The organism is Brevibacillus sp. JB24b (assembly GCF_051713385.1).
Taxonomy (GTDB): domain Bacteria; phylum Bacillota; class Bacilli; order Brevibacillales; family Brevibacillaceae; genus Brevibacillus_B; species Brevibacillus_B laterosporus.
Window position 1 is genome coordinate 3,439,817 of the sequence record NZ_JBNVQV010000001.1, and the last position, 14,199, is coordinate 3,454,015.

Annotated in this window: 18 protein-coding genes, 2 tRNA genes, 1 pseudogene and 1 riboswitch; of the genes and pseudogenes, 8 read left to right on the top strand and 13 right to left on the bottom strand. The window is 37.9% G+C overall.

All coding sequences use genetic code 11. The annotated features are described in order from the left end of the window. Positions 1-227: 227 nt before the first annotated feature. The gene (locus tag ACQV1I_RS16000; protein ID WP_094702305.1) at positions 228-962 is read left to right on the top strand and encodes an alpha/beta hydrolase; all 735 of its coding nucleotides are present in this window, start codon (positions 228-230) and stop codon (positions 960-962) included. A gap of 122 nt (positions 963-1,084) precedes the next feature. Here ACQV1I_RS16000 and ACQV1I_RS16005 read toward each other — a convergent pair whose 3' ends face one another. From ACQV1I_RS16005 to ACQV1I_RS16015, 3 genes are all read right to left on the bottom strand, one after another. Continuing rightward, positions 1,085-1,276, bottom strand: a complete 192-nt coding sequence (locus ACQV1I_RS16005; protein WP_018670435.1) for a hypothetical protein — start codon at positions 1,274-1,276, stop codon at positions 1,085-1,087. A gap of 475 nt (positions 1,277-1,751) precedes the next feature. Then, a tRNA-Tyr gene (locus tag ACQV1I_RS16010) sits at positions 1,752-1,836 on the bottom strand. Between the two features lie 7 nt (positions 1,837-1,843). Continuing rightward, positions 1,844-1,919, bottom strand: a tRNA-Thr gene (locus ACQV1I_RS16015). A gap of 151 nt (positions 1,920-2,070) precedes the next feature. Here ACQV1I_RS16015 and ACQV1I_RS16020 point away from each other — a divergent pair. From ACQV1I_RS16020 to ACQV1I_RS16030, 3 genes are all read left to right on the top strand, one after another. Beyond that, positions 2,071-2,223: a hypothetical protein gene (locus tag ACQV1I_RS16020; RefSeq protein ID WP_018670433.1), complete on the top strand. Its 153-nt coding sequence runs from the start codon at positions 2,071-2,073 to the stop codon at positions 2,221-2,223. A 207-nt stretch (positions 2,224-2,430) separates the two neighbouring features. Beyond that, entirely contained in the window at positions 2,431-2,733 is a 303-nt protein-coding gene (locus ACQV1I_RS16025; protein WP_018670432.1) for a HesB/IscA family protein, read from the top strand. Between the two features lie 122 nt (positions 2,734-2,855). Continuing rightward, on the top strand, positions 2,856-3,242 hold the full coding sequence (locus tag ACQV1I_RS16030) for an OsmC family protein (protein ID WP_116334129.1): 387 nt from the start codon (positions 2,856-2,858) through the stop codon (positions 3,240-3,242). Between the two features lie 118 nt (positions 3,243-3,360). Here the strand turns inward: ACQV1I_RS16030 and ACQV1I_RS16035 are convergent, their stop codons facing one another. From ACQV1I_RS16035 to ACQV1I_RS16055, 5 genes are all read right to left on the bottom strand, one after another. Next, complete coding sequence (locus ACQV1I_RS16035) at positions 3,361-5,604, bottom strand: HelD family protein (RefSeq protein ID WP_116334130.1); 2,244 nt, start codon at positions 5,602-5,604, stop codon at positions 3,361-3,363. 77 nt (positions 5,605-5,681) lie between these two features. Beyond that, positions 5,682-6,044, bottom strand: coding sequence for a fluoride efflux transporter CrcB (gene crcB / locus ACQV1I_RS16040; RefSeq protein ID WP_094702299.1), 363 nt, complete (start codon positions 6,042-6,044; stop codon positions 5,682-5,684). After that, positions 6,031-6,435 carry a fluoride efflux transporter CrcB gene (gene crcB, locus ACQV1I_RS16045; RefSeq protein WP_116334131.1) on the bottom strand — a complete coding sequence of 135 codons (405 nt, stop codon included), beginning with the start codon at positions 6,433-6,435 and terminating at the stop codon, positions 6,031-6,033. The genes crcB (ACQV1I_RS16040) and crcB (ACQV1I_RS16045) overlap by 14 nt, the downstream gene beginning before the upstream one ends. A gap of 60 nt (positions 6,436-6,495) precedes the next feature. After that, a riboswitch (Fluoride riboswitch) is annotated at positions 6,496-6,555 on the bottom strand. A 69-nt stretch (positions 6,556-6,624) separates the two neighbouring features. After that, positions 6,625-6,819, bottom strand: a complete 195-nt coding sequence (locus ACQV1I_RS16050) for a DUF896 domain-containing protein (RefSeq protein WP_018670428.1) — start codon at positions 6,817-6,819, stop codon at positions 6,625-6,627. A 78-nt stretch (positions 6,820-6,897) separates the two neighbouring features. Next, a complete protein-coding gene (locus ACQV1I_RS16055; protein ID WP_104033594.1) occupies positions 6,898-7,284 on the bottom strand; it encodes a LysM peptidoglycan-binding domain-containing protein in 387 nt (128 codons plus the stop codon). 161 nt (positions 7,285-7,445) lie between these two features. Here ACQV1I_RS16055 and lexA point away from each other — a divergent pair, with 161 nt between their 5' ends. Continuing rightward, positions 7,446-8,066, top strand: a complete 621-nt coding sequence (gene lexA / locus ACQV1I_RS16060) for a transcriptional repressor LexA (RefSeq protein WP_094702293.1) — start codon at positions 7,446-7,448, stop codon at positions 8,064-8,066. A 117-nt stretch (positions 8,067-8,183) separates the two neighbouring features. Continuing rightward, positions 8,184-8,581 (top strand): annotated as a pseudogene (locus ACQV1I_RS16065) (isochorismatase family protein); the annotation flags it as partial. A 184-nt stretch (positions 8,582-8,765) separates the two neighbouring features. Here ACQV1I_RS16065 and ACQV1I_RS16070 read toward each other — a convergent pair. Then, a complete protein-coding gene (locus tag ACQV1I_RS16070) occupies positions 8,766-9,254 on the bottom strand; it encodes a DUF456 domain-containing protein (protein ID WP_018670425.1) in 489 nt (162 codons plus the stop codon). Positions 9,255-9,349: 95 nt separating this feature from the next. Between ACQV1I_RS16070 and ACQV1I_RS16075 the strand changes: the two genes are divergently transcribed. Further along, positions 9,350-9,769: a hypothetical protein gene (locus tag ACQV1I_RS16075; RefSeq protein WP_236645792.1), complete on the top strand. Its 420-nt coding sequence runs from the start codon at positions 9,350-9,352 to the stop codon at positions 9,767-9,769. 123 nt (positions 9,770-9,892) lie between these two features. Here the strand turns inward: ACQV1I_RS16075 and ACQV1I_RS16080 are convergent, their stop codons facing one another. From ACQV1I_RS16080 to ACQV1I_RS16090, 3 genes are all read right to left on the bottom strand, one after another. Beyond that, complete coding sequence (locus ACQV1I_RS16080) at positions 9,893-10,399, bottom strand: GNAT family N-acetyltransferase (RefSeq protein WP_116334132.1); 507 nt, start codon at positions 10,397-10,399, stop codon at positions 9,893-9,895. A gap of 71 nt (positions 10,400-10,470) precedes the next feature. After that, positions 10,471-10,935, bottom strand: coding sequence for an aminoacyl-tRNA deacylase (locus ACQV1I_RS16085; protein WP_094702289.1), 465 nt, complete (start codon positions 10,933-10,935; stop codon positions 10,471-10,473). Positions 10,936-11,014: 79 nt separating this feature from the next. Continuing rightward, positions 11,015-11,896 carry a DMT family transporter gene (locus ACQV1I_RS16090; protein WP_116334133.1) on the bottom strand — a complete coding sequence of 294 codons (882 nt, stop codon included), beginning with the start codon at positions 11,894-11,896 and terminating at the stop codon, positions 11,015-11,017. 428 nt (positions 11,897-12,324) lie between these two features. On the opposite strand from ACQV1I_RS16090, the gene ACQV1I_RS16095 reads away from it, so the two are divergent. Then, the gene (locus tag ACQV1I_RS16095; RefSeq protein WP_116334134.1) at positions 12,325-13,308 is read left to right on the top strand and encodes a zinc-dependent alcohol dehydrogenase family protein; all 984 of its coding nucleotides are present in this window, start codon (positions 12,325-12,327) and stop codon (positions 13,306-13,308) included. Positions 13,309-13,505: 197 nt separating this feature from the next. On the opposite strand, the gene ACQV1I_RS16100 is transcribed toward ACQV1I_RS16095, so the two are convergent. Further along, positions 13,506-13,922: a hypothetical protein gene (locus ACQV1I_RS16100; RefSeq protein WP_094702283.1), complete on the bottom strand. Its 417-nt coding sequence runs from the start codon at positions 13,920-13,922 to the stop codon at positions 13,506-13,508. Positions 13,923-14,199: the final 277 nt, after the last annotated feature.

A 14,199-nucleotide genomic window follows, 5' to 3' on the forward strand; every position in this document is an offset into this window, starting at 1 on the left:
TACATTCTTACTGAAGATACAAAAAGCCCTGTATATGCGAACCATATAAAAGTTATTTTAACTGTTATATTTCAGTTCATGACTCTGTTTTTTGTGTTATAATATAGTCATTACAGGGGTTTACTTGTTCCTGTTATTATCAATGATAAGTTCTGTATCATTTTTTTGCAAGTCCTTAATTACAATTTGTAAAATCAATAGAATAATTGTCGGGAGGTTTCCATTCGATGTCAGACATCCTAAAACGAACCATCATCAAAGAAGAACTTACCAGCAAGTACCTAGATGCACCACGTCAAGTAAAAGTGTATTTACCTCCGGGCTTCAACGACATGCTCTCCTACCCGGTCATCTATTGTCAGGATGGAAATGAGTTCTTTACGATGGGTCGAATCGCTACAATCGCTAATCGCCTTATTCTTGAAGAAGGCATGGAGCCTATGATTATTGTCGGCGTCTCAAATGAGCGAAGCAAACGCACCAGTGAATACTCACATGTTGGGGAAAGAAACCCTGGGTACAAACGCTTCTTCGCAGAGGAGCTTGTCCCTTATATTGAGGACAAATATCCAATCCGCCAAGACCCTGATAGCCGTATTCTAGCCGGTGACTCTCTTGGTGGTACTGTTTCGTTCCATTTGGCCCTTGATTACCCTCATCTATTCCACAAAATCATCTCTTTATCAGGTGCATTCTTTGATGCCTCTATTGATGAAGCAGAAAAAACAACTGACCTATCCTGGATGCACATGTGGATGATTGTGGGCTTGGAAGAGTTACAAGTAGAAACCAGCACAGGTATTTACGATTTCTTAGACTATAACCAACGAATGAAGTCTGTTTTAGATCGAAAGCAAGCACGTATCGCCTACATCGAAGATCACGGTGACCATGTTTGGGGCTTTTGGCAACGTGTTCTACCTGATGCATTAAAATATTTCTTCCCAATTTCAGGTCTATAAACTACTATAGGGGGTGTTCTAGCCCCCTTTTCCTATCTTGAGAAATACATGGCGATAGATCATCACGGCTTCCTATAAAATGTTTTTGGCTCTGATTCAGCTAAATGTTACCGCTTTCATTTTTATAGACCATTAATTTCACGGATCGTTTCATACCTGTAGGTTCGCCCATCAGACAAACGAATCTCATCATCAGTCGCTTCCGAAATTTCACCAGCTACTTGTTGACTGTCTACTAATACAATATTGACCAGCTTACTTACTTCCCGGTTCATTTGTTGCTGCACCTTCATAATATCTTGTTGTGAAATCACGTAAACCACCCCAGTTTCATATATTCCTCTCTTCTAGTATGACAAACAGAGCTTCCATTTAATCGCACGAAAAAGAACTACCAGTCACTATATTTTATTAAAATAGGACTCTCCTTTTACTTTACCGCAATACCCATAAAATAGGTTCTTCTTACATTCTACAAATGGACGAAATAGGAATAGAATACACAATTCCGACAAGACAATATTTAGTTTTTCTTCAATAAAAAAAGTGAAAATGTTTCTTTTTTACTTTTTTGGTAATTTCAGATTTCGGCTAGCGTACACAATTTCTCCCTACTATGTTTACTCCTGCCATACCATCCATCTCAATGAATAGGATAACATACGGACAATCAACATGTCATAAGATAATTTTGTCCGAAGCAAATTCATCTCGTAATAAAAATACGAATTCTAGCTAATACATAAAAAAGCACCGTGACTAACAGTCAAGGTGCTCTAGTAACAAGTATGGTGGGGAGAGACGGATTCGAACCGCCGAACCCGGAGGGAGCAGATTTACAGTCTGCCGTGTTTAGCCACTTCACTATCTCCCCATTAAAATGGTGCCGGCGATAGGACTTGAACCCACAACCCCCTGATTACAAGTCAGGTGCTCTACCAATTGAGCTACACCGGCATTTCAAATAGCAAATCATTATTTGCTTCACAACAAAATTGAGTATATCATGAACCTTTTTGATATTCAATACCTTTTTAAAAAAATTTTAAAATCGTATTTCCTCTTAAAATGGGACAGACTATGTACTGTGAAGGGGGGGCTTTTCTCCATGAATTATGATCCACATCGTCATGCAGAGCCGAGTGAATTGTTATTTGTAGATGAGCACGAACTGTCCTATCCTCCTCGTGAAGAAGATGCATTCACAGATGCTTATTTATCTTCGCTTGGATGGTACGATTGGCCTGGAGCATTTTATTAAGAATAGCTAGCATGGGTTGCCATGTACACTATTGGCAGCCCAATATCCATATCTGAGTCTGGTTTTTGTTCTTACCTTCCTTCATTGGAACATGCCACCGATTCATTCCATTCAAGATGTTCACGCAAAAGTGCGTAAGAGGTTTGCCACATAGAAGGTAATTTTGTTATGATGAACACATCCTAACAAGGTAAGGAGTCTTCGATGATGAAAGCAAAAATTACTCGCAATGCCGCAAAAAAAATCAATGAAATCATGGCTCAGGAAACAGATAAAGATTTAAAGCTTCGCGTATATATCACGCACAAACATGGTACTCACGCTCATTATGGTATGACTTTGGACAAACCTTCAGAGAAAGATACCGTTGTATCTACTGATAAAGACATTGATGTCCTTCTGCAAACTTCCGAGGATTTACTAGATGGAGTCGTAATAGATTATCTGTATGTTCCAGAGGAAGGCTTTGTAGTAACCAATCCAAGCAAGGGCAACACAGGAGATCACTAATTTCTTTTCCCCTGGTTGATTTGTTTGTATCTCAAACTCTACATATTATTTGCATTCAAAAGCAGCCACGAAGAACACTCTTCTTCGTGGTTGCTCTATTTTTTTAAACAGGAGGAAGGATCATGCAATTCACTCAGATTAATCAAACCTTGCAAACAACACTCCCCTTTGAGAATTTGACCATCTCTAGTGATCGTCAGAGTGGCTTTAAACCAATTGATTTGCTAGTTTCTGCAATTGCTGGCTGTAGCCAAATCGTCTTCACCCGCATCTTAGAAAAACAACGTATTTCGTACGATTCGCTAACCCTCCAAATTGATGCCGTGCAAAGTGAGGATGCTCCTAATCCTTTGACGAAGGTAAGCTTGGTTTATACCATTGCAGGTTCTGACCTTGTACAGGAGAAGCTGGAAAAGGCTTTGCGCTTAATACCTTCTAATTGCACCATTATCCAGTCACTCAATCCAAACATTGAAGTAGTAGAACAAGTGATCATTTCAAAAGTATAAGCATATACAACCAAAGCAAAAACCATGATTGCTTTACCTGAACTGATCGTACTCAAACAATCGTTCATTCTGGGAAGCTTTCATGATTTTTTAGTATTACCTTGCATTATTTTTCATTTCATATTTCTTGTATAGCATTTGCTTTTGCCTCTAGCCATGGTGTCACCTTAGCTTCCCCTTGAATATATAGTAGAAGTTGATGTACAGGACGAGACATTGTTACATAAAGTAGCTTGGCATCCATCACATTGTTCCTGTAATGTTCATTATCTACGTGTAGGACAATTACTACATCAAATTGCAACCCTTTCGTCAGATAAGCAGGAAGAACCGTTACTCCACCGGGAAATTCCTTATCTTTTACACCCAAATGATGTAGCTCAAGACCTTTTTCTTTTAATGCCTTGGCAATTTTTTTACTCTCATGTATGGTTTTGGTTACAATCGCCACCGTTTGATGACCAACATCTAGAAACTTTTCGACTCGTTTTTTAATATCCTCTAGCATGTTGCTTAGGCTTTTGGCCCGTAAGAATAGCGGTTCCTCACCATGACGCAACACTGGCTTGGCCTCTGTAATTTCCGGTAAGTGAGTGCCCTCTAGAACAACATTGGACCAATTCATAATTTCAATAGTCGAACGATAGCTCTGCTCTAATGTATAAAAGTCTGTTTTCTTTTTGAAGATATTTCGTAAAACTGGCTGCCAGCTATCTAATCCACGGTAGGCATGAATACCTTGAGCCAAATCCCCTACGATAGTCATTGACTCATTTTTTGTGTGTAAAGAAAGCACTAAAATCTCTACATAACTCAAATCCTGAGCTTCATCAATCACCGTATGATCAAAAGGTGCTTCCTTCCCGCTTCCTTCCAGCAGATGACGAAGATATAAAATAGGAGCAAGATCTTCTGCTTCTATACGTTCTTCCTCTATTAATGATTTTGAAGTCTCCACAACATCTTGCAGCACTTCATCCGGAATTTCTTCACTGGTAAGCTTGCGTATCAGCTCCCAATCTTGCAATAGTTGCGCATACACACTAAACACATCTATACTTGGCCACTTACCTAAATACAAAGCAAGTAATTCATCTATTTTTTTCTCAAAACGCAATAAGCTAGGCTTATCCAGATCAATTTTTGCTTCCCTCAAATGAGTAAATAATTGTTGCGTCATCTGTTGTTTCACATGCTTAGCTAAAGCTTCTCTTCTCCGTTGATATGGTAAATGAGCAAATTCATCAATAAACAACTGGCGAATATCTGCTTTTTTCATTTCAAACACATGCTTTGTCTTATTATAAATAAATCGCAAATCCTTATAGGTTATTAGTTCATGTAGCAAATAATTCATATACCGATCTAACATATTATGACAGTGAATAGAACCCTTAAATGACATCCGATTCCACGCTTTACGTTGCTCCATCTGCTTGCTTGTATCGTCTTCAAAGAAAAGTAGCAATGGTTTGCTCGGATCAACAATTCGCCATCCTTTTGGCAAAAGCACCTTTACCTGTTTGGCTGCCCACTCGGTGAAAGTTGCTTGCTGCACATCCTCCACGCCTAATTCGGGTAATACATCAGAGATATATGTTAAAAACAGCTTATTTGGCGCAAATACCATAAATTTCTTGGAAGCGATCAAATGCTGGTAATTATAAATCAAATAGGACAATCGGTGTAATGCAATCGTAGTCTTTCCGCTTCCTGCTACTCCTTGTACTACAATAGCCCGATCTTTTTCAGCACGAATGATATCATTCTGTTCCGTTTGAATTGTAGCAACGATATCTTTTAATCGACTATCGTTATTTTGATTCAGACTAGAAGCTAAAAATTCGTCTATATAGCCTTCTTCAAGAAAATCCTCTGGCGCCCCAATCTCGCGATGAATTTTTTCTTTTAAAGCTCCATCATATATTCCTGTAATCCGAGCATCTTCTATAGCAAAATTACGTTTTAGCTTTACTTCTCCACGTACAATTCCCTGAAGTGTTCGGTAAAAAGCATCCTTGTTCTCCCCACTGTAATAAAGACTGGCAATAGGTGCACGCCAATCTACTACAACACTATCCATTGTGTCGCGTTCTACGATCCCACGTTTTCCGATGTATACGGAATCCATTTCATACGTTTCTTCCTTCATGAAATCCACTCGACCAAAGTAGGGCTTTTTCACGGAGCTTTCCAAATGAAAGAGATCCCTTGCTTTCGAAGAATTGACTACTTGTTTAACATAATCATCCGTTGCCTCTCGCAGATCTTCTCGGAGCTGTCCAATCTCCTTTTCAATGGTATGTACCGTTTTATCCAGCCGGTCTTGTTCTTCCTTATATGCAGGATGATGAATGGTCACATGTCTAACCTCCTTTTCATCAAACGAATATTTATCTTATCAAAACAAAATAACAAATCCAAGGACAATCTTAGAAATCACAAATGTACTCCGAGAAACATCCCCAGTGCGGCAGATGAAATTCCCAAGGAATAACTGATAAGTAAGTATATGATTCCTATCTGGTAACGTTTTTTGGTGAATAAAGAGTAGCTTTCCCATTTATATGTCGAAAAGGTAGTGAAAGCTCCCATAAAACCTGTTCCTGCCATTACCACAAAAAATGGGGCCAATGAAGAGCTTGTTATTATACCTAATAAAAAACATCCAAGAATATTGATACAGCAGGTTGCCAATGGAAACATTCCTTGATAACGCCGATTTATCAGCAGACTGATTCCATAGCGAGCCACTGCTCCCAGACACCCGCCTAATGCTACTCCTATACTATTCAATAGCATCAGTCTCGCTCCCTCTCTGTGCTAATCGAGTACCTATCAAAGAACCAAGCCATGCCATTAATAACCCTCCCCATAGACTGGCCAACACATAACAAATCGCTAGCATATATTGATGCTGATGCCAAAGAGTTAGCGTCTCTACACTAAAAGTCGAAAAGGTAGTAAAAGAGCCAATAAACCCTGTTCCTACTCCTACGGTAAACCAGGAAGGCAGTTGATTTCGAGTTAGGATATATTGATTGAGAATGCCTAATCCAATGCAGCCTATGAAATTAATTACTAGCGTTCCTAAAGGAAATGAAAGCCCCCACCAGCCCGATGTCCATGCTCCTAGTAAATATCGAGATACAGCCCCCATCATTCCTGATAGTCCAACAATAAAAAATGACATGCACTCCCTCCTCTATCATCTATTTCTGACACATATACAAACAAACTCCTACCAGCAATATTACTGGTAGGAGTCATTAGCCTAACGGCGCTTCGGGCGAACTCCATCGCCTCTTATTTGCTTGTAATTGTAAGTAACCCTAATCAACGGCACTATTCCTACGTGGATTATTTAAAGAAATCACATAGACTAGTGCTTATGCTTAGGTTCCTCATCCTCTACATAACGGATCGAGTCTAAACTAGATTTCAAGGAAGCCTTCATAGCATCAATGTATTTTTGACGAAGAACTTGTTGCTCCGCTTTTTCTTCTGGAGTTAAGCCAACACCCTTCGATTTCTTGGCTAATTCATTAATACGTTTTACCTCTGCATCAGTAACCAATGGTGATACCTCCTCAACTAACTTCTCTTTATTATAACACAAGACCAAAGAGAGGAGATATAAATTATGGTTTAAAGCCTACCGGTATGCTGGAATAACGAGATTATTTCCTGCATAAATCATTGGGCTATCTAATTGATTTCGTATCATGATCTCTTCCTTTAGTTCCCTAACTGATAACCCGGATTCCTGCTGATATGCTTCCGCAATACTCCACAGCGTATCACCTGGCTGAATGGTAATGACAAGAGCTTCTTGCTGTGTATTGGGAGCTGCAATAGCCACTTTTTCTTTTCCAAAAATCATACTGCCTGCTGCAAAGGATACTATTATGATGAGCAGTATCGTTACTATAGCCTGCCCGCGTGTTATCCCTCTTCTATAGTGTACCAACGTGTCCTTATTCGTCGTTGTTCTTGTTTTATCTTTGTATAGATTCTGACAATTGCTAGATTGTACCATCATTATCATCACCCTCGCAAACGTTTGTTCTCATTTCGATAGCATAATCATAATGCGAACAAACATTCCTGTCAAGTAGGCAAAATCGAACTAATGTTTGTCGAACGCAAATTCTCATGGTATAATGTAGAAAATATCTGGATCGAGAGAATGAGGTGTTCGAAATGTCCAAACTCTCCAATCGCCAACAAGCGATCATTGATTTTATTCGTAAGGAAGTAAAAGATAAAGGTTATCCCCCGTCTGTCCGAGAAATCGGTGAAGCGGTAGGACTAGCTTCCAGTTCCACTGTTCACGGTCATCTTGCACGACTTGAAAAAAAGGGCTTAATCCGCCGCGATCCTACTAAGCCACGTGCTATTGAACTATTGGACGAAACTCGTATACAGGATGATTATGAAAGCTCCATTGTTCGTGTTCCAATGGTTGGTAAGGTAACGGCAGGTCAGCCTATTGCAGCTATTGAACAAGTGGAAGAATATTTTCCATTGCCAGAAAACATCGTTACGTCTGACAATGTTTTCATGTTGCGCGTTATGGGAGAGAGTATGATTGAGGCAGGCATTTTAGATGGCGACTACGTAATTGTTCGCCAACAAAATGTAGCCAATAACGGTGATATCGTGGTAGCGATGACAGAAGAGGATGAAGCAACTGTTAAGCGTTTCTTTAAAGAGAAAACGCACTTCCGTCTTCAGCCAGAAAACTCTCAGCTTGAACCAATCATTTTAGATAGCGTTACAATTCTAGGTAAAGTGATTGGCGTTTACCGCCTTTTCCACTAGTACATTGAATTTTAATTTACTTGCTGACTTCTAACGTGCTTGAACGAAAAAACTCTTGGTAAAGATCATACTCACCAAGAGTTTTTTCGTTCTGAACCTTTTAGCTAGCAACCGTTTCTATTACTTTCGATTAATGCTGTCATACAACAAGCAGTTAATTCAGATTATTACGTCATCTTTAGTAGAGATAAAGATGTTGCTAAGGGGAATGGAACGGGCTTTGAAATCCATTCGAGCATTCATAGATCACCAGATACAGCATCTAATCATGATGGGCTGAAACAGAACTCTGTATTGACACAGCCGTCAGAACGGCTACTATATATGGCTTTGATGTAACACTAGTTGGAGACGGACATTCTACAACAGATTCAACCAGTTTACCTGCCGAACAGATGATTACTCACCATAATCGGGTGTTACATGGACATGATCATGTGGATTATTTTTCCCTTGTAAGATATGCGCGTGAAAATCTGTTTTCTCCGACTCACAATCATTATCGGAAAAAGTAAGGTTGGCATACTCTCAAAAGAGCACCAAAACTCTACCATTAAGACCAATCCTGTTCAAGAACAAAAAATAAACCAAGATTGCCGCTTTTCTCTCCAGTTGATCATAGAGAAAATAATTGACAATCTCGGTTTTGTTCATTAGATCAAAAATTCAATACCTGATTTGATTATCCACAAAAAATTTTTACAAAGCTACAATAAAGAACCAGATAATCATGATTAGTTGAATAAAGATTTTCACAATAGCACTACTGAAGAATCCAATGAGGCTTCCTATAGCTATCTTAAAAGCTCGTTCAGCCGGTTGTTTTTGCATCAGCATTTCAATTAATAATACAAATACAAATGGAAGAATAATCATACCAAATGGCGGAAACGTAAATACACCAATGATAATACCTAATATTGAGCCAATTGCTGATGCCTTTGATCCGCCATACTTTTTAACAAAATACATATTGGTCATTAAGTCAGCACCATATAACATCACACTCAAAATTCCCATTCCCCACCAGAAGGAAACCGGCAGTCCTGCCCCCGGATCGGCAATCGCAAACTGATACAATAAGAAACCGCCCCATAATAAAACGGTATCAGGTAACACTGGCAAGAAGATGCCGGCGATACTAAGACCGAATAAGAGAATAACGATCAACCACAATAAAACATCCATGTTTAAACCCCCTCTTTGTTGCATCTTACCCGTTTTCTATATGTACGTATCAATGCTCTCCTACGTTTCATTTTTGTTTACAAGTTTTCCTTTTCTTGTTTGGTATACGTTTCTTCTATTCTTTATTGGCAATACCTGTTGTTTTCTTACTGTCCTCGACTAGTTATGCTGCTCAAGAAAAGCATAGTACAACTCAAGTAAGTATGAGTAGTAATGCTTACAGTCAATTTTCTATTCCATTTGCATTAACAGTAAAGGAATGGGATAGAGGATATGGAGAAGCTGGGGTCACAGGACCTTTTTTCCTAGCTAAAGGTGGTACCGTAACTGTTACATTTGACAAGCATGTAGATACGCTGGGGTGGTACCTACTGAATGCAAATCGGTATGGAGCTGAAAAAATTTATCCAAAAGGATCTACCGTAACTGTGCCACGAAATTCACATTGGATTGTTCTTCTACAAAACTCTGGTATTAATCCTGTCACTATTTCAGGTAACGTGACTATTCACTAGACTTTAATAAATCCTATACTTATCAACAATCACCACTTACATCCGCTGTACTTACTAAGACTGTTTGTAGGAGAATGATAAGTTTCAATAAAATAAGCACCATTTTAGATGCTAGATTATCTTTCATTCTCCTCCTCTTTTTTGAATACCTATTGACGAGAATTTTTGAATGGGACCATCCCAATCCTCTCTTCTCAATTCTTGATAATTATTATTTGTGTATTCAGAAATTAATGCGCGCCAGAATTTCTGTGCCGAAATATTTTGCTCGATCTCAGAAATTTCCCATTCTCCCTGGAATTGATGGAATAAGCGAAATGCCACTTCTTTACCGATCCCATGCATACGATATTTTCTCATGATAAAAAACTCTGCCATTGAGTAATACTCTATGTCTTGATTCTTTAGCTTTCGTAGTAATACAAATCCAGCATATCTCTCGTCTACTTTTATAAAAAAGGGAATCCGATCTGGTTCTGTCCAATAATGATCCAAAAATTTATAATCATACAAGCCATGCTCATTTACATCAGCATAATCAAATTCACTAAAATCGTATTGATATAGCTCTAACAGATGCCGTAAAACCATCTTTTGATGCATAGATACTTTCACAAGCTCTATTTTCATTTCTATACTCCTTACTTCATAGAGAATTTGCTGTATGCTAAACAGCCTTACTCATCACCATATTGTATCTTTTATTTTCTTACACGAACAATTTTTCCTCTATTTAATCTCAATAAATCTTCTACCTTTATTTTTACTAGAGAATTAGGCGAGCCTCCTCCCGTATATACATACTCCAATTCTGTTACTCTAGGATCTACTAAAAAAATGGCCTCAAACCCAAAAGAAGGCACACCACCAGCTGGATAACCAGTTCCTTCTAACACTTCTTTTTCATTGGCCAAACGAGGTCTTTCAATATTGAGTGCTTTACTTACTCGTGATGTACTAGCTCTATCTTCACCTTTTACCACGGCAACAATTAATCTTCCAACTTCATCAACCATACAAATATTTTTAACCAACTCGTTAACAGGAACATTCACAGCTTTTGCCGCCTCTTCAACCGTGTGACAAGATTGACCTAAAATAAAGTGCTGGGCATCAGCATTCTTTGAATGTAGATATTCTTTTACTTGCAACTCATAAGAATTCATATCCCCCTCTCCTTTCTAAAATATTTTCCTCATTTTACCTATGTTCCAATGACTTATCAATAGTAGTGGTGAATTTTAGTTACGTATAATTCACCGTATTTTCTTGTTTTGGTTTTTTTAATGTATAAAGCATTCCAATAAAAATGAATAGGATACCCACTGTTTGAATGATACTTGGTCGAAATCCAATAATGACCACATCTAATAAAATTGCGACGGCTGGATCTAAAAATACCATTCCTGAAATCGTTCTGGTCGATAGCTTTCGTACACTATCGAAAAACAGAAGGTAAACAACACCAGTGTGGATAATACCAGTAATGATTGCATATGCCCAATTCAGCGTAGTTAAATCTAAAAATGCATGATAATGAATAAAGGGAAGCAAGCATATAGCACCTAGGGCAGTTTGAATAAACGTGGTGGCATAGACACTTATTTGTTGCAAACTTTTCCCTAAAATCATCGTTAATGCATAAAAAAGGGCAGCTAGAATAGCGTACAAAAATCCAGTCATTTGAAACGAAGCATTTGAGAGATCGCTATGAACTCCAATAATGAAAATCGTTCCTACAAAGCAAACCGATATAGCTAGAACTGATAGAGTTGTTAATTTTTCTCTAAAAATAAAGCTACCTACAAGTAAGACAATCATCGGGGCAAGATGATAGAGAGAGATCGCTACTGTAATCGAAATCAATTCAAAGGATTTAAATAAGAATATCCAATTTAACAGGTTTGCTATTCCACAGAAGCTAACTCTAATCAGTTCTTTTTTGCCCCATTGTTCTTTTTTATACGTTCCTGTAACAACCCATATAAAACCAAGGAAAACTGTCGCACAAATGCATCTAATAAAAACTAATTCTAAAGCAGGGAGACCAGTTAACACAGAAAAAAAACCAACTGATCCAAAAATCGTCATCGCAATGAACATTTGAATAAAAGCCCTTATATTCATAATTTTTTCTCCATTCTATCTATAGAAGTTATTACTCTAACTACTATAGTTGATCCAAAAATAAAACGGGTTCATTGAACTGAAACCGCCCTCTTCCCATTAACGAATAAAAAGATTGCTTTCTAGACTAGATATAAGCTAATCACACAAAGTCGACTAGCAGACAGGAATCCTTTTAAGTTATATACTATTATTCATAATATTGATGACATTGCAAGCATGTTTCTGCATTATTACAAAAAATTCAAAATAAATAAAGGAAATTCTACTACGACTTTTGCATTTCTATGAATAACAAACGATGTAGAGAGTAGCTTAGAAATAAAAACAAACCCATACAAAAATGCTCAAGATAAATTCACTACCTTCATTATAGCTACAGATATTATAAAATAACCTAGAGATAAAAAAGGAAGGAGACGTAGATTTTGATAGCCACTTGTATTAGATACCATGGATTTGGTAGCCCGCAGGATGTATTACAAGTTGAAGATAAACAAATTCAGCCTCCTATGAATGGAGAAATTCTTGTTCGTATGGTCGCTCGTCCCATAAATCCATCTGACTTAATCCCCATTAGAGGTGCATACTCTCATCGTATTTCATTGCCTACCATTCCCGGGTATGAAGGGGTTGGAATTGTTGAGGAAGTAGGTCCTTTTGTTCCTCAAGAGCTGCTTGGCAAACGTGTTCTTCCTTTAAGAGGTGAAGGTACCTGGCAGGATTATATTACAGCACCAGCCGAATTAGCAATCTCCATACCTACTTCCATGGAAGATTACATCGCTGCCCAGCTATATATCAATCCCATAACAGCATGGGTTATTTGCACAGAAATATTACGATTAAAAGATGACGATATCCTTCTCGTCAATGCTTGTGGTTCTTCTATTGGACGTATCTTTTGCCAATTATCTACCATTCTTGGTTTTCGGCTGATTGCTGTCACAAGAAGCAATACATATACAGAAGAACTTCTTCAACTCGGTGCCTCCTCTGTAATTAATACCTCTGACACCGTATTGCATCATACTGTTATGGAATTGACAAATGGACGTGGAGCAACTGCTGCTATTGATTCTGTAGGGGGGGTAGCTGGCTCAGACCTAGCTTTTTGTGTTCGTCCAAATGGTACTTTAGTAACGATTGGACTATTATCAGGGGTGCCTGTTCATTGGGGAGAAATTTCGCGTAGATCAAAGGTAAATATTAAATTGTTTCATCTACGACATTGGAATCAGCAGGTATCTGTACAAGCTTGGCAGGACACTTTTTCTTTATTACTAGCATTACTTATGGAACAAAAACTGGCGCTCATGATGCCTTACGCTCATTACGATCTATTTGAAGTACAGGAAGCTGTTCGTGTTGCCGAATCCTCAAGGAATAGGGGGAAAATTTTTCTTACGTAATGAAATAGCAATCCATATGTTAGGCTGAGTCTTAGACAAGGAAAAGAGAGTTGTTACAGCCGCCAACTGCACTGAACTCGTTTCTTACATAAACATAAACAGGTCCTTCTGTTGAGAAGGACCTGTTTACCACTACCAGGCGACTTTTATTCGCTCACTAGCTTCTGAATAAATATGGTATCTACAAAGTGTAGATCTTATTCAGCAAATTTATAAAGAGAAAATTTAGCCGTAAAGCTCATTTTTTTTGTAAAGGAAGAATTTACACCTGCTTGAAATTGAACAGAGATATTTCCATCTTTTGTAGCTTTAAAGATACGGCCATATTTTGCGTACGTATCATATGTACCTATGACCTTATTATCGGCATCATAGACTGTGTAAGTGATCGGATAGCCTGAATTCGTTACTGTAACGCTAAGCTCCTCACCTTTTTTCAGATAGAAGGATTCTTTTGGAGTAACTTCATAAGAGCTTAAAGAATAATATTTAAAAACATCTTGATCCTGGACACTCGCCGCACTTACTTTTGTTGCTTCTAAACCTGTGAAGCTTGCTCCTGTCAATCCTGCAACTCCCAATACACCAGCTAAAAGAATTTTTTTAAACATCATAATTCCTCCCTTAGGTTTTTGTTAAAATGTAAAAACTATGAAAATTATTAAAATTGCTTTTAAACACTTTCTTCTAAATTGTTCACCTCCTGTTGTAATCATTATAGTTACATTAAGAAATATTATCAAGAACTTTTTTCTTTTTTTTTACAAAAATCTTAAATTTATATTGAATAACAATATATTGACAATTAATAAAGTCCTATTTAACAGGCTTTTTCAAAAGTTATTAAAAATATTGTCACACATAAAAATGTGGTATTTTTAGGAAGAAAAA